We start from the raw sequence: 18,380 nt of genomic DNA, 5'->3' as shown, positions 1-18,380 counted from the left end.
CAGCTCCTTACTGGCCGGCGTGGGCGCGATCGGTGCGCTCTTTCAGCTCGCGAAGAATAGTCAGCTCGTTCTCGTCGGGCTCCGGGGTGCTTTCCAACTGCTCGGCGAAGCGAATCTCCCAGCCGGTGGCGTCCTGTACCTGCTCGCGGGTCACGCCCGGATGCAGCGACACCACGACCAGCTCTTTGGTCTCCGGGTCGGGCTTCATGACGCACAGATCAGAAATCACCCGGGTCGGGCCCTTGCCGATGTTGGGCACGTTATCGCGACCCTTGCCATCGCGGCCAAAGCCGAGGGTGGTGACGAAATCAACCTTCTCTACGAACGCACGGTGGGAGTGCTTGAGAGTAATGAACACCTCGCCGGCGTTGGTGGCGATCTCGGGCGCGCCGCCGCCGCCCGGCAGGCGCACTTTTGGCTCACGGTAGTCGCCGATCAGCGTAGTGTTGAGGTTGCAGTACTTGTCGATCTGAGCGGTACCCAAGAAACCGACATCGATCTTGCCGCCTTGCAACCAGTAGCGAAACATCTCCGGCACCGCAACGGTGGTCAGCGCAGTTTCGGCAAGCTCGCCGTCGCCAATGGACAGCGGCAGCACGTTGGGCTTGGTCTGCAGCGTACCGGACTCGTAGATCAGTACCACATCGGGGGCGTGGGTCAGGCGCGCCAGGTTAGCGGCTTCCGAGGGCAGACCAATGCCCACGAAGCAGGTCGACCCGTTCTCGAGCGCCCGGGCGGCGGTGACGGTCATCATTTCAGAAGACGTGTATTCGAGACTCATCAGGCGCTCTCCCCTGTTTGATGCACGTTTTCGTCAAGCCACTGGGTGAAGGTATCGCGGTCACGGGCGATGGCATCCCACTCCTTGTAAAAGCGGTTGCTGCGCCCGTAATAGCCGTGGGTATAGGAAGGCAGCGCGCCTTTTTCGGCGACCGCAATGGCACTGATCGCCCAGCCGGGAATCACGCAGGCATTGGGGTGAGTGTCGAGATCATCGACGATCTCCTCGACCGTGACGATGCTGTGTTTGGCCGCCAGCACGGCTTCCTTCTGCACGCCGACGATGCCTTCGACCAGCACGTTGCCTTGGCGGTCCGCGCGCTGGGCGTGAATGATCGAGACGTCCGGGCGCACCGACGGCACCGCCGCCAGCCGCTCGCCGGTGAACGGGCACTCGATGAACTTGATCTGGTCGTTAACGCTGGGCAGCTCGCTTCCCACGTAGCCGCGCAGCACCGCCAGCGGCAGGCCCGCCGCCCCCGCTTCGAACGCGCAGGCCATGGCGGCGTGGCTATGCTCGAGAATCTCGACCTTATGCGGCCAGCCCTTCTCGACGGCGTCGCGCAGGCGGTGCAGCGAGCCCACGCCCGGGTTGCCGCCCCAAGAGAAGATCACCTTTTTCGCGCAGCCGGCGCCGATCAGTTGATCGTAGATGATGTCCGGCGTCATGCGAATGAGGGTGAGGTCGCGCTTTTGCTGACGAATGACTTCGTGGCCCGCCGCGAACGGGATGAGATGGGTAAAGCCTTCCATGGCCACGGTCGCGCCGTCTTCAACGTAACGGGCGACCGCGTCATGCAAGCTGAGGAACTCGGCCATAGCATTGCCTCTTGACGAACAGTGGGGATCATCTGCCTATATGTTCGCAAGGCGAACATAGATTCTTAGTACGAACAAATTACTGCGCCACGGCACAAGCGTCAAATGTCGCCCCTGCTCGGAAGCAAACCACGTCGTCACAATCGAAACGGCCACTTGGAAATTAGCTTTTTCTGTTCAATAACTTACCGATTCTCGAGCCACTTTTTGGTGCGCGTCACCTGTAAAATGCTGCTACCAAGGTATAAAGCGGGATCGCACGCCTGGTCGAGCGCCTCGCGCGTCACGGCGTCGGCAACGTCGGGGTATTCAAAGAGCACGTCGGCGTAGGGGCGCGCCTCACGCCGGGCCTGCTCGGCGGCATCGGCACTTATGGACTTCGCCTTGTCGGCGCCCAGCGCCGGCGCCAGCAGCTTGGCCACCGGCTCGGCCATGATGCCGCCACCGGTGGCCGAGAGATTGCGACGCATCCTTTCGGTATGCACCTCGAGCCCTTCAAGCAGCGTCGCGGTCTGCTCAAGCGCCCCCTCCACCAGCAGCGCGCTCTCGGTCATCGGCGCCCACTCCGCGTGCCACTCGCCCAGCCCCCGCTCCAGCGGCTGGGCAGCAGCGTTGAGGACGACGCCGGCATGACCGTGGACCTGGCGCGCCGCACTTCTGATCAGCGCGCAGCGCACCGGATTGCGCTTGTGGGGCATTGACGAGGATTCGCCCATGCCGGGGGCGGCGGGCTCGGCCACCTCACCGATTTCGGTCTGAGTCATCAGGGAAATATCCAAGGCGATCTTGTCGGCCGCGGCGGCCACGGCATCGAGCGCGGTGACGAGCGCATGCACCGGATAGCGGTCGGTATGCCAGGGCAGCACCGGCGAAGCCAGGCCCAGTCGCGTTGCCAGCGCGTCCATCCACTCGAGGCCCTCTGCCTCCCACCCGGAATGCACACCCACCGCGCCGCCGAACTGCAGCGGAAGCTCGATTTCCATCAAGCGCCGCCGCGCCTGCTCGAGTCCCACCGCCCAGTGAGCCACTTTGACGCCGAAGGTGATCGGCAGCGCCTGCTGCATCAGCGTGCGCCCGACCATGGGCGTTTCGGCGTGCGCCTGCATCAGCGCGATGGCCGCCGCGCGGCAGCGCAAAAGCCACTCGTCCAGCGCTTTCAGGCGCGCCTTGAGCAGCAGCATCAGGGCCGAATCGATAACGTCCTGGCTGGTCGCGCCCTGATGCCAGTAGCGTTTGAGGTCATCGTCGAGCAGACCGCGCCCTTGCTTGACGAAGGGAATCGCTGCGTTGCCGCCGGTGGCGATCCCTTGAGCAATCGCCGCCGTGTCGAAGTTCACGCTTTGAAGCTGCTCACGCATCCGCTCGGCCGCGCCGCCGGGCACCGCGCCGCTTGCTTGCTGAACCTCGGCCAGCGCCAGCTCGAAGGCCAGCATGGCGTCGACCATGGCATTTTCATCGCAGGCGCCAAGCGCCTGGCCGCTCATGAAAGGGTGTTTTAGAAATTCGGCGGGCATGGACGTCACTCTCCTTGATCAGCGGCCACCAGGGCGCATGTGAACATGTGTTCGTTATTCGAACCATACGCTAAAGAGCGGGCGAGGTGCTTGCAACTGTTGCAACCGGTATTTGCCGCCCAAACGCCTACGCTCAGTCGGGGCGGACATAGCGAAGTACCATGTCGGTGACGTGGTCTTCGAGCTTCTGCTGATTCTCGGATGCGCGCTGGTCCCAATCGAAGATGCGCGAGAAGGTGTGCTGATTGGAGACGTTGAAAAACGACAGCGCGCTGATCAGCCAGTGTAGCTCGCGCGGGTCCAACCCCTCGCGAAAGCAGCCGGTTTCCACGCCGCGGCCATAGACGCCGGACAGCGTATCGATCACCCCGGCGTTGAGCGACTGAATGAGCGTCGACTGCGCGACGAAGCGGCCGTGATGGATGTTCTCGATCATGACCAGGCGAATGAAATCGGGATTTTTGGCATGGTGGGTAAAGGTGAACCGCACCAGCCGGGTCAACGCTTCGACAGGCGCCAAGTGGTTCAGGTCGAGCTCGGCTTCCTGCAGGCGCACCTTCTGGTAGGCCGCTTCCAGCGTGTGCCGGTAGAGCGACTCCTTGTCCGTGAAGTAGTAATAGATCATTCGCTTGGAAGCGCGGGTCTTGGCCGCTATCTCGTCGATACGTGCCCCGGAAAGTCCGTTTTTTGAAAACTCGCGCGTCGCTACGGCCAAAATATCGGCGCGCACGGATTCGGGGTCGTTTTTACGCCGGCGACGAGGCCCGGCCGGGGGTTTCTGGCTCGCGGAAGCGGTCATGAGAGGCGCCTTTTGTTGTCATGATTGTTCTTTTGTCTAGTATGCCCTAGCTTGACTGAACGTACCATTTCGTACATTGTTTTGAAAGACACTACGAAAAAGCCTAAAAACGCCACGCCATGCGGCTTTCGAGGCCGCTCACCGCTTAAAATAGAGGACAATAACAATGTCATCACGCCTGAACCACACCCTGCTCAAACACGCACTGACCGCCGCCGTCGCTACCGCCGTGCTGGCCGCCACCGCCCAGGCGAGCGCCCAGACGCTGCGCTTTGCCCACGTCGACCCAGACGACTGGACCACCTCCAAGAAAGGCGCGGCCGGCCAGGTCTTCAAGAACCTGGTGGAAGCGGAAACGGATCTGACCGTCGAGCTCTACCCGGCGGGCGCGCTGGGTGGTGAAACCGAGCTGATCGAAGGCGCCCAGGACGGCACCATCAGCATCGCCATGGTGTCCGGTGCCTACGCCAACTTCTGCCCGGCGGTGGCCGTGACGGACATTCCCTACACCTTCCCGTCCGCCCCGGTGGCGTGGTCGGTGATGGATGGTGAATTCGGCGATGAACTCGCCGAACACTGCCTTGAGCAGACCGGCCTTCGCACCCTGGCCTACGGCGAAACCGGCTTTCGTCACTTCACCAACTCCGTGCGTACGATCAGCTCGCCTGAGGACATGGCCGGGCTGAAGTTCCGCGTGCAGACCATTCCGCTTTATCTTGAAATGGTGAGCGCGCTGGGTGCCGAGCCTCAAGGCATTGCCTGGGGCGAGGTGCCGACGGCGCTGGCCACCGGCGTGGTCGACGGCCAGGAAAACCCCATTTCGGTAATCTACGGCAACAACTTCTACGAGTTTCAGGATTACCTGACCCTGGATGGCCACGTATACGGCGTCGATCATCTTTTGATCAACGATGAGATCTTCCAGTCGCTGACCGAGGAAGAGCAGGCCGCCGTGAAACGCGCCGCCGTAGTGGCGGGCAACACCGGTCGCGTCATCCAGCAGTTCAACTCCGCCGAGGGTATCGCCAAGCTGCAAGAAGAGGGTATGGAAGTCACCCAGCCCACCGCCGAGCAGTTGGAAGCCTTCAGGGAAGCAGCGCAGCCGCCGGTGCAGGCGTACCTGCGCGAGGAGCTGGGCGACGACGCCGAGTGGATCGACCGCCTCTCTTCGGCGGTGGACGAGGCTTCCGCACGCTTTTAACCCGATCTAAACAAGACGTTTCGCGAGTGGGCCGGGGTCGGCCCGCTCGTCGTTGCGTGTGCCTGACCACCGTTTGAAGGTGCTCCCATGTCCCATCTTCTCGCTCGACTGCAACGTGGCCTGATCCTGTTCAACGCCGGCCTGGCAGGCCTTGCCATGATTTTGATCTTTCTGCTCGTGGCGGGTAACGCTTTCGCGCGCTATACCTACGGCGGCTCCATCAGTTGGGGCGAAGATACCGCCATTTACCTGATGATCTATGGGCTGATGTTCGGCATGGCCTGGGCGTACCTGCAGGACAAGCACATCGGCTTCGACCTCATTCGCCGGCTTCTGCCGCCGCGTTGGCTACGCTGGCAGGCGATCGTGATCGACCTAGTGGTGATGGCGGTGGGCATCGCCCTGGTGGTTTCAGCCATCGAGTTCATCGACTCTCGGGGGAGCCGTACCTCGGCGAGTACCGGCATGCCGATGTGGCTTTACCAGGCCTCGATGGTGCTCGGCGGCGGGCTCTTGAGTCTGTCAGCCCTGATCATGGGTGCCCTGCGTTTAACCACGCCCGCCGACCAGGAGGTGGCGCCATGATTTTCGTTCTTCTATTGGCGCTGGTGCTGATCGGTGTACCGTTCGCCTTCGCCATTCTGGGCACGCTAACGGTGCTGATGAGCACCGGCGACCTGCCCTATCACATTCGTATCGTCTCGCAGCAGTTTTTCGGCGGCATGGAGTCCTTTCCGCTGTTGGCGATTCCGCTGTTCATTCTCGCCGGCGAGCTGATGAACGAGGCGGGCATCACCCACCGCATCATCAACCTGGCCAGTGCTATCGTCGGCCGGCTTAAGGCCGGGCTTGCCCACGTCAACATCTGGGCCTCGGTGATCTTTGCCGGGCTCTCCGGCTCGGCGATCGCCGATACCTCGGCGCTGGGGCGGGTCTTTATTCCGTCGATGGAGAAAGAGGGCTACCCGCGGGATTTCGCCGCCGCGCTCACCGCGGCCTCCTCAGTCATCGGCCCGATCATTCCGCCGAGTATTCCGGTCATCATCTACGCGCTGACGGTCTCCGGCGTCTCGGTACCCGGGCTCTTTCTCGCTGGCATCGTGCCTGGCTTTTTGCTGGCACTCGGGCTTTCGATCTACGTCTACTTCTTTGCCGGTGACCTTGGCGCCTCGAAGACGCAACAGCAGTCGCGCCGCCACGCCCTGCTGCACGGTCTGCTGCCGGCGCTGATGCCGGTTTTCGTGGTCGGCGCGATTCTCGCCGGCATCGTCACCCCAACCGAGGCCGCGGCCTTTGCCGTGGTCTACGCGCTGATTCTAGGTGTGGTGCTGTATCGCAACATCAAGCTCACCCACCTGCCGGCGATTTTCGCCCGCGCCATGCGCGATAGCGCCGTCATCATGGTGATCATGGGAGCCGTCGCCGCCGCCAACTGGGTGCTGACCTTCGAGCGCGTGCCGAACATGCTCACCGAGTGGGCGCTGATGAGCATCGATACCCAGTGGACCTTCCTACTCGCGGTGATCGCGCTGCTGCTGGTCGTCGGGCTGTTCCTGGAAGGGATCGCCGCCATTCTGGTGCTGGTGCCCATCCTTCACCCGATCGCCATGGCGCTGGGGATCGACCCGCTGCACTTCGGCATCGTGGTGATCTTCAACCTGATGATGGGGCTGATTACGCCACCCATGGGGCTTTGCCTGTTCGTCGCCGATTCGGTTTCCGGCGTCGGCATGGGCGCGATCATCCGGCGCATTCTGCCGATGCTGCTCGTGCAGTTTTTGATTCTGCTGCTGATCACCTTCGTGCCGACGCTGGTCACTTTCCTGCCGAGACTCTTTGGCTATTGATCCATGAGCGGCTGGGTTTTCAGCGACCAGGTTTGTAATAGCTGAGTTTTAAAGACTGAGTTTTAACGACCGGGTTTTAACGACTGAGCTTTAGCCACTGAGTGTTCGACGGCTGTTTTTCCGACTGCAAGGAGCGTGTTGTCATGTATTCGTCCATCGCCACGGTGTGCCTGAGTGGCTCGCTCGAAGAGAAGGTCGACGCCATCGCCGAGGCCGGCTTCGAGGGCCTCGAACTCTTTGAGAACGACCTCACCGCCTTCACCGGCTCCCCCCGGGAGGCCGGCGAGCTGATCCGCTCGCGCGGGCTCAGGCTGGTCACGCTCCAGCCGTTTCGCGATTTCGAGGGCCTCGAGGGCCGCGCCCGGCAGCAGGCGTTCGATCGCGCCGAGCACAAGTTCGACCTGATGCAGGAGCTGGGCACCGATCTGTTGATGGCCTGCAGCACCACCCGTGCGGATTCACTGCCGGGGCTGAGCCGGGCCGCCGACGACTACCGTGAGCTTGGCGAGCGCGCCGCCAAACGCGACCTGCGCGTCGCCTTCGAGGCGCTGGCCTGGGGGCGCCATATCCATGACTACCGTGACAGTTGGGAAGTGGTGCGCCGCGCCGCCCACCCAAGCGTGGGGCTGGTGCTGGACACCTTCCATATCTTCTCGCGCCAGACCGAGCTTGGCACCATCGGGCGCATCCCGGGCGACCGGATCTTTCTCGTCCAGACCGCCGATGCGCCCAGGCTCTCCATGGATCATCTCTCCTGGAGTCGTCATTACCGCTGCTTCCCGGGCCAGGGCGAGCTTCAAATGGATGCGTTCATGGCCATGCTCGAGGAGACCCGCTACGACGGCCCGCTCTCCCACGAGATCTTCAACGACGTCTTTCGCATGGGTCACAGCAGTCAGACCGCCCGCGACGGGGTGCGCTCCTACCACCTGCTGCGCAGCATGCAGACCGACAGCGGCATACCCGCGCCGCAGCCGATCGCGTCGGTGGCCTTTCTGGAGATCGCCGTCGAGCCCGGGGATCTCGCCCCGCTGCGTGACGAACTCGGCGCGATGGGACTCGCCTGCGTGGGGCGCCACCATACCCTGGACGCCGAACGCTGGGCCGCGGGGGACGTGAACCTGGTCCTCAACACCGAGTCGAATTTCACCGGACGGGTCCCCGGGCGCGACGCCACCGCGATCACCGCCATCGGCCTGAAGGTGGATAACGCCTACGAGGCGTTCAAGCGGGCGGACAAGCTGGGCTATGACATCGTCGAGCCCGAGGACGTCGGCTCGAGCCATCGCATGAGCGCGCTGCGCAACGTCGATGGGAGCCTTTCCTACATCATTGACGACTCCCAGCTCAGCCGCACCTGGGATCGCGAATTCACCGTCGATGTCGCGCCGGTGCCGCAAAACGCGCTGGTCGATATCGACCACATCAGCGTGGCGCTCTCCTATCACGACTACCTGTCGCTGATGCTGCAGTACCGCGCCATCTTTGCGCTTGAGATCACGCCGTCGTTCGACGTAACCGACCCGCGCGGGCTCATCCAGAGCCAGGTGCTGCAGAACCACGACGGGCGTTTTCGGCTGGCGCTCAACGCCAGCGCCTCGCCGGATACCGCCAGCAACCGCTTCGTGCGCCAGTACGGCGGCTCCGGCATTCATCACGTCGCCCTGCGTACCCGCTCGATGCGCGAGACCGCGGCCACGCTGCGCGAGGCGAACACGCCGACCCTGCCGATTCCCGGCAACTACTACCGCGACCTGAACGCGCGTTTTGAACTGCCGGCGCAGACGCTTGCGTGGATGCAGGACCACGACGTGCTGTTCGACCAGGACAGCGGCGGCGATTTCCACCAGCTCTACGCCCAAACGCAGCGCAAGGCGTTCTTCTTCGAGCTGGTGCAGCGCGACGGCTATCAGGGACTCGGAGCGCCGAACGCCTTCGTGCGCGTGACCGCGCAACAGCGTCTGGACGCCGAGATCGACGCCATCGAGCCCCCGGACTCTATGGATGACACGAAAGGACATCACGCATGATCAAGCTTGGTCTGGTGGGCGAAGGCATCGCCCAGTCGCAGTCGCCGGATTTGCACGTTCGCCTGGGCGCGGCGCTCAATGAGGCGGTTCGCTACGACCTCGTGGATAGCCGCGGCGTCGAGAACTTCGACTTTCCCGGCGCCATCGAAACGCTGCGCCGCGAAGGCTACCGCGGCACCAACGTCACCTTCCCGTTCAAGGAGCGCGCCGCGAAATTGGCCGATATTCGTGGTGAAGGCGTCAAGCGCGTCGGCACTGCCAACACATTGCTGTTCGAGGAAGGCGGCCTGCGGGCGGAAAACACCGACTACACCGGGTTCATCAGCGCTTACCGCCATTCATTTGGCGAGCGCCCCGCCGGCGAGGTGCTGTTGATCGGCGCCGGTGGCGTGGGCCGCGCGGTGGCCTGCGCGCTGGGCGAGGTGGGCGCCACCTGCGTTCATGTGCTGGAGCGCGATGCTGAGCGAGGCGAAAGCCTGGCGCGCGATCTCAACGCCATGGGCATTAACGCCGATTGCCTCTCGTTTGATCAGGCCAAGCGTGAGCTTTCTGGCTTTCAAGGCGTGGTCAACTGCTCGCCGATCGGCCATATCCACCACCCAGGCTGCCCGATCGACACCTCCGGTCTTCACGAGGGCCAGTGGGTGTTCGACGCCGTGTACGTGCCCGCGCATACCGAGTTTTTAAACGCCGCCACCCAAGCAGGCGCCGACGTCCTGTCCGGGGTCGAGCTGTTCGTCTTTCAGGGCGTGGACGCGTTCCGCTTCTTTACCGCGGATCGGCTGAGCGCTGATAGTATCGATGCGCACGTCATTTCGCTGCGCCAGCACTATATCGAGCGGCTGGTGACGTCGATGTCCAGTCGTTGAAGGCAGGGAAACAACCGTTAGACTTCCTGCTCTGCCAACGGTCCAATCGGCTCTCCGGGATTTCCATTGATGGCATATCCGCCGTCTACCAGCCAGTCCGCGCCCGTAATGAAACCGGACCCCGGCTCAGCCAGGAATCTAACGACACGAGCGATTTCCTTCGGGTCGGCCCACCGACCCACCGCGCTTCGCTCTGCAAACAGAGCGTAATTCAGCGTGCCCTCCTTCATTTTTTGACGTAAAGGAGACGTCAGCGTGTAGCCTGGTGATACGGTGTTGACGGTAATGCCTTGCCGACCATACTCCAGCGCCAAACCGCGCGTCAGCCCACCTATGGCGGACTTGGCCACGGAGTAAGCCGTACGCCGCTGAAGCCCGACATGGCCGATGACAGAACCGATGTTGATGATACGACCGCTGCCACGCTGACACATCTGAGGTAAGAAAGCGGCGGCCATTCGCGATGCGCCGCCCACGTGTACGTCCAGCATTCGCTCCAATACGCAGGCCTGTTGCTCGTGATGTCTGGCGATTAACGGCTGCATGATCCCTGCATTGTTGATCAGAATATCGACCCGCTCCTCGCTTTTGACCAGCTGTGCGATGGAGGCTTCGCTTGTCACATCGAGTGCGTAGGGACGACACGTTACACCACCTTTTTCGAGCCGATCAGCCAATGCTTCGGGCGGGGATAGATCGCCCAATACGATGCGCGCGCCGCAGCGCCCAAGCTCGCAGGCCAGCGCCTCACCGATACCGCCTCCGGCACCTGTGACAAGGGCTACCCTGTTCGTTAGTTCTTTACCCGGTATATCCATGTGGAACGCTTACCCGTTTAAAGCGACACCGCTATAGGCAGGTCGGCTGTGTGTGGTACGTTACATACTCGGTGCATCCAACTCGTTTTACTTGTATGGAATCTCCATGTCGTCTAGGTCGCTCAAAATTCAACGTCCCCAGTCGCTGGCAACGCTTGTCACCGAGAGGATTCGTGAGGCCATCGTTTCCGGGGAGTTCACACTGGGCGAGAAAATCTCCGAGGAGTCGCTTGCCGAAACCTTCGATGTGAGCCGCTCCCCGGTACGCGATGCCCTCAACGCGCTTCAGTTCACCGGCCTGGTCGAGATTCGTCCCAAGCGCGGAAGCTTCGTCTTCAATCCCACCATTCTGGACATAGGTCAGCTTTGCGAATATCGCGAAATGCTGGAGCGCGAGGCCTGCACGCTTGCGATGCGAGGCAGTCGCGAGGCACTGCTCGAAGCGCTAAAGGCGCTGTTCGATGAAATGGCCAGCGCTCACAAAAACGGCGATACCCGACGCTATGCCGCCCTCGATACGGCCTTTCACAAGGCCTTTTTCGAACACTGCTCCAACGCTCTTGTCCAGGATGCCTATCTGCTGGTCGAAGCGCGGCTGGCGACTATTCGCACCGTGCTAACAGCAGCAAAGAAAGAGCGACGTGAAGCCAGCTATGACGAACACGGCGAGATCATCGATGCGCTGAAAAAAAACGACATGGCCCGGTTCGAGAAGGTGCTAAAAACGCACATTCATCGAACCCAGGCCGTTGCCGTGGAACGCCTATCCGAACCCGACAGCGGCGGCGTTTATCAAAAGCCCGATCGTTAACGTTTGATATCTCGCACGTCGGGATTGGCCAAATAAGTGGGTTCACGGCCCTGCAAAACATCGACGACGTTCTGAGCGGTTTTCGAGCGAATTTCAAACTCGCTTCCTTCGGAATACCAGGCGCAGTGAGGGCTTGCGATGACGTTAGGTAGTGATAGCAAGGGGTGGTCGGCACCGATGGGCTCAACTTCGAATACATCCAGCCCGGCACCGGCGATCTGACCCTCTTTCAATGCCCGTATCAGCGCCTCTTCGTCAATGACCGGACCACGCGCAGTGTTGAGAATCAAGGCAGTGGACTTCATGGCTGCAAACTGCTCATGGGAAACCATATGCCGGGTCTCGTCCGTCAGCGGCACGTGTACGGATAAGATATCCGACTCGGCGATCAGTGCTTCGTAGGACACGAGCTCGACGCCGGCCTCTTTCGCCACGGCTTCATTAGCATAGGGGTCATGGGCGATCATACGTAGACCGAATCCAGCCATCTTTCGTGCCATGCGCTGAGCGATTTGGCCAAAACTCAAAAACCCCAGGGTTTGGCCACGAAGACGCGTCAGCGGCTTTGCGGCGGTATAGTCCCAACTGCCCGCTCTGAGAGCGCGGTCGTAAAGCCCAATGCCTCTTTTCAGTGCCATCATCAGTGCAATGGCATGATCCGAGACTTCCTCGAGCGAGCCGTCAGGTACATTCGCGACATAAATGCCGGCCTCGGTTGCACGCGGCACGTCAATGGTGTTGAGCCCGATTCCATAGCGCGAGATTACCTGGCAGCGCTCCAGCTTATCGATCACGTTCGCCGTAAGTTGACAGTACTGGTTAATGATGGCGTCCGCATCGGCGCAGGCGGCAATAGCCTCGGCTTCGGTCTTGCACTGGGCTTCTACTAGCTCGAAACCCGCAGCTTCGATGACTGCCCGCTCTGGTGCCAGATCGGGAAATTCGAAATCGGTGACGACGATTTTGGGACTCATGAACGCGCTCCATACTGATCGTCAAACTCATTGAAGAAATCCTGATTGACGATATCGGTGAACTGGCTGTAGTTATGCTGGTCGCCGACATGGGCAGGTGTGCCGTCATCGCGAAGACGAACCAGCGCATTTTCCATGGCCTTGCTAGCGGTAAAGAGCAGCGTGACCGCGTAGAACACGACCGAAAAGCCCATCTCCTGCAGCGTGGATCGGTCGAGCTTGACGGTTTCGTTGCCATCGACGATCGATACTACCTTGGGGCCTTCGACCGCTTTGGCCACCGCCTCGATTTCAGCGATGGTCTTGATACCATCGACGAATACCAGATCGACGCCAGCATCCTGATACATTTTGGCGCGGCGTATCGCCTCTTCAGGGCCAGCAGCGGGCATCGCATCGGTGCGTCCGATGATCAGCATGTCCTGATTGCCTCGAGCAGCAATGGCACCTTTCAAACGACGAGCGTTGGCTTCGGCATCAATCAAGCGAACTCCAGCACGCTGACCGCAACGCTTGGGGGCTTCCTGATCCTCCAGATGAATCGCGGCAACGCCGGCCTGCAGGTACTCCTGCACGGTACGATAGATATTGTTGGGACCACCGTAGCCGGTATCGGCATCGGCAATGACCGGGATATTGACCGCGCGCACCATGTTGCGAGCGTGCTCGGTCATCTCTGTCTGAGATAAGAGCCCAATATCCGGCATGCCTAGCCGACTGGCGGTGGCGCCAAAGCCTGTCATGTAGATAGCGGGAAAGCCGGCACGCTCTACCAGCCGTGCCGATAGCGAGTCGGGGGCACCGGGGGCGGCGACGATACCACCCTTGGCAATTAGGGATCGGAGAAGAGAGGCTTGGGTAGTGGGCCGTGTGTCAGTCATTGAGCACCTTTGAGTAATGTAAGTTATGAGGGTGTTAGCGCCGCCCGCCGGCGACGCGTAGCACTTCGCCAGAGGTATAAGGCGCATCCAGCAGCAGCCATTCAGCGGCACCGGCCACTTCCTCGGCGCTACCCGGCCGGCCGAGCGGGATAGCCTCGGCGCTCGCCGCCCCTCCGGGCGCGCCGGTCTGCATGGCGGTTTGAATGATGCCGGGCGCCAGGGCGTTGACCCGAAGCTCTGGGGCCAGATCGCGAGCCATCGCGCGCGTTAGCGCTAACAAGGCACCCTTTGAAGCACCGTAAGCAGCAAACCCCGGCGCGCCGCCGTTTTCACCCGCAATAGACGCCATGTTGACGATCGCCCCGGGCGCCTCAGGCGTGCGCGCGTTCAGAAAGGCTTTGGTGACCAGCATCGGGCCAGTCACGTTGATGCGTAGCAAGCGCTCGATCTCAGTAGCCTCCAGATTGAGCCAGCTGCGCTTTTGACCAAGAATACCGGCGTTATTAACTAGATGTGTCGGACGCCACGTGGTCAGATCCGCCGATGCAATGGCATTTTCGTCGGCGATATCGACGACGTCCGTTCGGGCCAGGTCGCCGAGCTCGCTGCGTGTCTGCTCCAAGGCGTGCGCCGAGACATCCCACAGAAGAACGCGCGTGCCTCTCTGAACCAGCCGAACCGCGATGGCCCGGCCAATGCCTGCCGCCGCGCCAGTAATCAGTACAGTGGGTCGAGACATGATTCTCTCTTTATCAGTTGTCTGAGCGGATACTGTCGAGCTGCTCCATCATGCGGTCGATGTTGTCACCGCCAAGCGCGTCACGACTGCTTTCGTAAACCGGCGCCACCGTTTCGCGAAGCTCTGTCATTGCCTCTTCACGGAGTTCAGTAAACTCCATGCCTTCGGACTCCAGTGCGGTGCGCGCCTCGTCTACAGCTTCACGGGCGCGCGTGACTTGAGGATCGCGAGCCGCGACGGCACATTCGCGCACCAGGTTCTGCTCGGCTTCGTTAAGTCCGTTCCACTTTCGCTCTGACATCAAGACCGGTAGCGGGGAATAGGCGTGCTGCGTCAGAGTGACGTAATCCTGAACTTCGTAAAAACGCTGCGACTGGATCAGCGGCAGCGGGTTTTCCATGCCGTCGACGGCACCTGTTTCCAGTGCGGTGAAGACTTCGCCAAAGGACATGGGCACGGGGTTAGCGCCCAGCGCGCGGAACGTGGCGAGGTAGATCGGGTTTTGAATCACACGTATGTTCAGCCCCTCGAAATCCGCCACGCTCTCGATGGGATGCACCGAGTTGGTAGCGTGCCGGAAGCCGTTCTCCCAGATCGATAGCATCACCAGTTGATGCCCTTCCATTTTTTCAGCCAGATCGTCGGCGTAGGGGCCCGTCATGACCTCGTCGACTTCATCGAAGTTGGAGAACAGAAAGGGCAGGCTGAAGACGCCCATCGCCGGCTCGATGCCCGCCAGCGCATCAGCCCCGGCTACGACCATATCGATGGAGCCCGAACGTACCGACTGTGTTGCCTGAGCGTCATCACCGAGCTGGCCAGAATAGAAAGCGCGCAGCTTCATCGCGCCATTCGAGCCCTCCTCCAGGCATGACGACATGGCATCGATACCCGTGGCGACCGGGTGATCTTGCGCCGCGCCGTTCGATACTCGGAACGTATGGTTACCAAACTCTTGTGCCATGGCCGGCGTCAGCGTTATTACACTTGTGAGAGCCGTAGCAGTGAGGAAGGTCATTTTTTTCATGATGAATCATTCCTTATTGTTTGTTTTAACACGCTAAATAGTTACCACTTCCAGGTTGTGTCGAGCGTTATCGAGACAACCACTCCAGTGGCCAGAGTACGATTTGCGGAAAAGCGACCAGTAACACCAGCACCATGACCTGCGCGATCAAGAAAGGCGCTGCTCCACGGGCCACCCGGTGCAGCGATACGCCGGATACCCCAGAGGCCACGCTGAGCACGATACCGACGGGCGGCGTTACCAGACCTATGGCGGTATTGACCACAAAAATGACACCGAAATAGATCGGATCAATCCCGGCCTCGACAACGACCGGCAACAAGACAGGTGCCAGGATGAGAATGGTTGGACCCATGTCCAGCATGGTCCCTACCAGTAGCACGATCAGCATGATGACGATCAGCAGCAAACGCGGTGACTCCACTAACGGGCCGACCAGCTCCAGCACCATTCCTGACAAGTCGGCAATAGTGATGAACCAGGCGGTTGCCAGCGCCGCGGCAGCTAGCAACATAACGACCGCGGTGGTAAGCGCTGCATTGCGAAACACTTCGAACAGATCACCGATTCTTAGCTCCCGGTGAATCACCATCCCGATAAAGATGGCGTAAACGGCGGCGACGACCGCCGCTTCCGTCGGAGTAACGATGCCGAATCTGATACCGCCGAGAATGATGACTGGCATGCCCAGCGACCAGATCGCGCGCCGGGTTTCGCGCAGGCGATCCTTCCATCCCTGACGTGGCAGCGGTTTCACGTTGTCGCGGCGCGCCACTACGAGCCACGCTGCCATCGCGGCAAGCCCCATCAGCACGCCCGGAACGATGCCAGCCAGAAAGAGCTTCGTGATCGACAGGTTGGTGGCAACTGCGAAGATGATATAGGCGATAGAGGGCGGAATAATCGGCGCAATGACACCGCCTGCCGACAAGAGTCCGACTGAGCGGGCTTCATCGTGGCCCGAGCCCCGCATCATGGGCAGCATGATGGCGATTAACGCCGCGGTATCGGCGGCGGCGGAGCCGGACAGCGACGCGAGGATGATAGCGGCGAATATCGCCACAATGCCCAAACCACCCCGTAGATGACCCACGAAGGCGATCGCGAACGCAATGATTCGCTTAGACATACCGCCGGCATTCATGAGCTCGCCGGCGAGTAAAAAGAACGGGATCGCCAGTAAGGAAAAGTTATTGGCACCCAGTACCAACTGCTGTGAAATGATTTGCGGATCAAACAGGTCGAGCGCCCAGCCCATCATGGCGGCACAGATTAGAAGCGCGAACGCGACCGGAACACCGATGGCAAGAGTGGCTGCCAAAGTGGCGACAAAGATACCTAAAATCATGACGCCACCTCACCGGCACGCGGCGCGAAACTCAGGCGTCCGCTCAGATAACCCAGCATCCTCAATGCAGCGATCAGACCAATGATGCCGGCCATGGGAATCACCGCACCGAACACCCAAATCATCGGCAAACGCGTTACCGGGGCGATATTCGTTGCGTTGATATCGAATTGTTGCACCGCCCCTGTCACAAGCAGAGCACAAACCGCGACCACTAAACCATTAGCGATCACCAGCATGGCTCGTCTCAATGCTGGCGGTGCCAGCAACAGCACCAAATCGAAACCGATATGCATGTTGCGATGCATGGCGGCGATAGCCCCTAGAAAAATCAGCCATACGAAAAAAAAGCGTGAAAGTTCATCCGAAACATCGATGCCCGAGCCAAATCCGTAGCGCAGTATGACGTTGGTGAACACCATCGCCGTCATGCCGAGCAGCAAAAAAACGAGTGCCATGTCGACTGCACGAAAAATTAAGCGAATTATCCTGGACATCGTCCCTCCACAGCTGGAACCGAGGCTCACAATCGAACGTCTTGATTCTTGTAACGTGTTACATACAACATACAACGATGATTCCAGAGTGCGTCAAGACAAACTTGCTCTTTAAGCAATCAATTAAGACTAAAGTAATACTAAAAAGATGGCTGGAAAGCTCTTATCGCCTTTTTATCAAAGTTTTATTCGAAATAAATGCCGCTTTGTATGTAACCTAAAAATCAGCAGAATAAAGCTAAACCGATTACCCACCCGCATTAAAAAAACAAGTTTTTATATAAATTTAACAAACACTTATATTAAATTAATACTTTTTGCTAATACGTCAGAAGGGAATATTCCTTGACGCGGCACATCGTTTAAATTGAAGTGTTATATGTTACATACAACAAGCTTTCGATAATAAAACAGGACTCGCCGCCATGACTCGTTCGATAAAAAGCCGCTGCTGTTACGCTTTGGGTGCTGCATCGCTGGTAATGCTGACCTCTTCGCCGCTGCACGCTGACAGTTGGCCCGAGAAACCAGTGACATTGATCGTTCCTTGGGGGGCCGGTGGCGGCACCGATGCCACTGCAAGAATGCTTTCAACATTGCTCGAAGAGAGCTTCGGCGTTCCTTTTCCGGTGGTTAATCGCACCGGTGGCTCAGGCGTCATAGGCCACTCAGCGATCGCCAACGCTTCACCCGACGGTTATACGATCGGGGTGGCCACGCTGGAAATCGGTGGCATGCATTACCAAGGCCTAACAGATATCACCTATCAAGATTACTCGCCCATCGGGCTCTATAACGCCGATCCTGTCGCCGTTTTCGTTTCTTCCCGAAGTGACTATGACAGCGTTGAAGATTTACTGAGCACGATTCGCTCCTCCGAACACCGTGAACTCAAGGCAAGCGGCTCGGCCCAAGGGGGCGTGAATCACATTGCAGAAGCCGGAATGCTGCTGGCCTCCGATATCGCGGCCGACAAAGTGGCTTGGGTTCCCTCTGAGGGGGCAGCGCCCGGCCTTCAGGATCTTGCTGCTGGCGGCGTGGATTTCGCGACCGCCTCGATGCCGGAAGGCCGAGCGCTAATGGACGCTGGACTGATCAAGCCTCTAGTGTTGCTCAATACTGAGCGTTCGACATCGTCGCCAGAGGTGCCCACCTTCGAGGAAGAGACAGGGAACGACTGGTCATTTGGTTCCTGGCGCGGCCTGGTTGCACCGGCCGGTGTGGATGAAGAAATCATTACCACACTACAAGCGCATATGAGCGATATCGTAAACGATCCTGCCTACCTGGAGTTCATGGAGAACCGGGGCTACGCAACACAGTGGCTGGAAGGCGATGAGTTCATGGAATTCATGCAGAATTCGGATCAAAGAATCGGCGAAACCCTCAAGTCCTTGGGCATCGTGGAATAGTGAATAAAGGGTAC

General features: G+C 60.0%; 18 protein-coding genes. 7 read left to right on the top strand and 11 right to left on the bottom strand.

From position 1 onward, the window contains the following. Positions 1-7 precede the first annotated feature (7 nt). From MQW23_RS10435 to MQW23_RS10420, 4 genes are all read right to left on the bottom strand, one after another. Positions 8-781 (bottom strand): CoA-transferase subunit beta, encoded by a 774-nt coding sequence (locus tag MQW23_RS10435; protein ID WP_252108031.1) that lies wholly within the window; start codon positions 779-781, stop codon positions 8-10. After that, the gene (locus MQW23_RS10430) at positions 781-1,599 is read right to left on the bottom strand and encodes a CoA transferase subunit A (protein ID WP_252108030.1); all 819 of its coding nucleotides are present in this window, start codon (positions 1,597-1,599) and stop codon (positions 781-783) included. Before MQW23_RS10430 ends, MQW23_RS10435 begins: the two co-directional genes overlap by 1 nt. A gap of 185 nt (positions 1,600-1,784) precedes the next feature. Beyond that, a complete protein-coding gene (locus MQW23_RS10425; protein WP_252108029.1) occupies positions 1,785-3,113 on the bottom strand; it encodes a class-II fumarase/aspartase family protein in 1,329 nt (442 codons plus the stop codon). A 133-nt stretch (positions 3,114-3,246) separates the two neighbouring features. Next, positions 3,247-3,912 carry a TetR/AcrR family transcriptional regulator gene (locus MQW23_RS10420; protein ID WP_252108028.1) on the bottom strand — a complete coding sequence of 222 codons (666 nt, stop codon included), beginning with the start codon at positions 3,910-3,912 and terminating at the stop codon, positions 3,247-3,249. Positions 3,913-4,078: 166 nt separating this feature from the next. Between MQW23_RS10420 and MQW23_RS10415 the strand changes: the two genes are divergently transcribed. The 5 genes from MQW23_RS10415 (at position 4,079) to MQW23_RS10395 (ending at position 9,859) form a co-directional block, all read left to right on the top strand. After that, on the top strand, positions 4,079-5,113 hold the full coding sequence (locus MQW23_RS10415) for a DctP family TRAP transporter solute-binding subunit (RefSeq protein WP_252108027.1): 1,035 nt from the start codon (positions 4,079-4,081) through the stop codon (positions 5,111-5,113). 87 nt (positions 5,114-5,200) lie between these two features. Beyond that, a complete protein-coding gene (locus tag MQW23_RS10410) occupies positions 5,201-5,698 on the top strand; it encodes a TRAP transporter small permease (RefSeq protein ID WP_252108026.1) in 498 nt (165 codons plus the stop codon). After that, entirely contained in the window at positions 5,695-6,960 is a 1,266-nt protein-coding gene (locus tag MQW23_RS10405; RefSeq protein ID WP_252108025.1) for a TRAP transporter large permease, read from the top strand. Before MQW23_RS10410 ends, MQW23_RS10405 begins: the two co-directional genes overlap by 4 nt. A gap of 143 nt (positions 6,961-7,103) precedes the next feature. Continuing rightward, entirely contained in the window at positions 7,104-8,990 is a 1,887-nt protein-coding gene (locus tag MQW23_RS10400) for a bifunctional sugar phosphate isomerase/epimerase/4-hydroxyphenylpyruvate dioxygenase family protein (RefSeq protein ID WP_252108011.1), read from the top strand. After that, positions 8,987-9,859, top strand: coding sequence for a shikimate dehydrogenase family protein (locus MQW23_RS10395; protein WP_252108024.1), 873 nt, complete (start codon positions 8,987-8,989; stop codon positions 9,857-9,859). Before MQW23_RS10400 ends, MQW23_RS10395 begins: the two co-directional genes overlap by 4 nt. Before the next feature lie 17 nt (positions 9,860-9,876). On the opposite strand, the gene MQW23_RS10390 is transcribed toward MQW23_RS10395, so the two are convergent. Beyond that, positions 9,877-10,677 carry an SDR family NAD(P)-dependent oxidoreductase gene (locus tag MQW23_RS10390; protein WP_252108023.1) on the bottom strand — a complete coding sequence of 267 codons (801 nt, stop codon included), beginning with the start codon at positions 10,675-10,677 and terminating at the stop codon, positions 9,877-9,879. Between the two features lie 106 nt (positions 10,678-10,783). Here MQW23_RS10390 and MQW23_RS10385 point away from each other — a divergent pair, with 106 nt between their 5' ends. Further along, positions 10,784-11,488 carry a GntR family transcriptional regulator gene (locus MQW23_RS10385; RefSeq protein WP_252108022.1) on the top strand — a complete coding sequence of 235 codons (705 nt, stop codon included), beginning with the start codon at positions 10,784-10,786 and terminating at the stop codon, positions 11,486-11,488. Here MQW23_RS10385 and MQW23_RS10380 read toward each other — a convergent pair. The 6 genes from MQW23_RS10380 to MQW23_RS10355 form a co-directional block, all read right to left on the bottom strand. Then, positions 11,485-12,462, bottom strand: coding sequence for a C-terminal binding protein (locus MQW23_RS10380; protein ID WP_252108021.1), 978 nt, complete (start codon positions 12,460-12,462; stop codon positions 11,485-11,487). The genes MQW23_RS10385 and MQW23_RS10380 overlap by 4 nt on opposite strands. Further along, positions 12,459-13,343 carry an isocitrate lyase/PEP mutase family protein gene (locus MQW23_RS10375; protein ID WP_252108020.1) on the bottom strand — a complete coding sequence of 295 codons (885 nt, stop codon included), beginning with the start codon at positions 13,341-13,343 and terminating at the stop codon, positions 12,459-12,461. Before MQW23_RS10375 ends, MQW23_RS10380 begins: the two co-directional genes overlap by 4 nt. Before the next feature lie 34 nt (positions 13,344-13,377). Beyond that, a complete protein-coding gene (locus tag MQW23_RS10370) occupies positions 13,378-14,082 on the bottom strand; it encodes an SDR family NAD(P)-dependent oxidoreductase (protein ID WP_252108019.1) in 705 nt (234 codons plus the stop codon). 13 nt (positions 14,083-14,095) lie between these two features. Continuing rightward, on the bottom strand, positions 14,096-15,109 hold the full coding sequence (locus tag MQW23_RS10365) for a DctP family TRAP transporter solute-binding subunit (protein ID WP_252108018.1): 1,014 nt from the start codon (positions 15,107-15,109) through the stop codon (positions 14,096-14,098). A 67-nt stretch (positions 15,110-15,176) separates the two neighbouring features. Further along, positions 15,177-16,457 carry a TRAP transporter large permease gene (locus MQW23_RS10360; protein ID WP_252108017.1) on the bottom strand — a complete coding sequence of 427 codons (1,281 nt, stop codon included), beginning with the start codon at positions 16,455-16,457 and terminating at the stop codon, positions 15,177-15,179. Further along, entirely contained in the window at positions 16,454-16,954 is a 501-nt protein-coding gene (locus tag MQW23_RS10355; protein ID WP_252108016.1) for a TRAP transporter small permease, read from the bottom strand. Before MQW23_RS10355 ends, MQW23_RS10360 begins: the two co-directional genes overlap by 4 nt. 425 nt (positions 16,955-17,379) lie before the next feature. On the opposite strand from MQW23_RS10355, the gene MQW23_RS10350 reads away from it, so the two are divergent. Continuing rightward, on the top strand, positions 17,380-18,366 hold the full coding sequence (locus tag MQW23_RS10350) for a Bug family tripartite tricarboxylate transporter substrate binding protein (protein ID WP_252108015.1): 987 nt from the start codon (positions 17,380-17,382) through the stop codon (positions 18,364-18,366). Positions 18,367-18,380: the final 14 nt, after the last annotated feature.

It is taken from the genome of Halomonas sp. S3-1-1 (genome assembly GCF_023757625.1).
Classification (GTDB): domain Bacteria; phylum Pseudomonadota; class Gammaproteobacteria; order Pseudomonadales; family Halomonadaceae; genus Vreelandella.
This window is presented reverse-complemented; position numbering and strand designations above follow the sequence as displayed.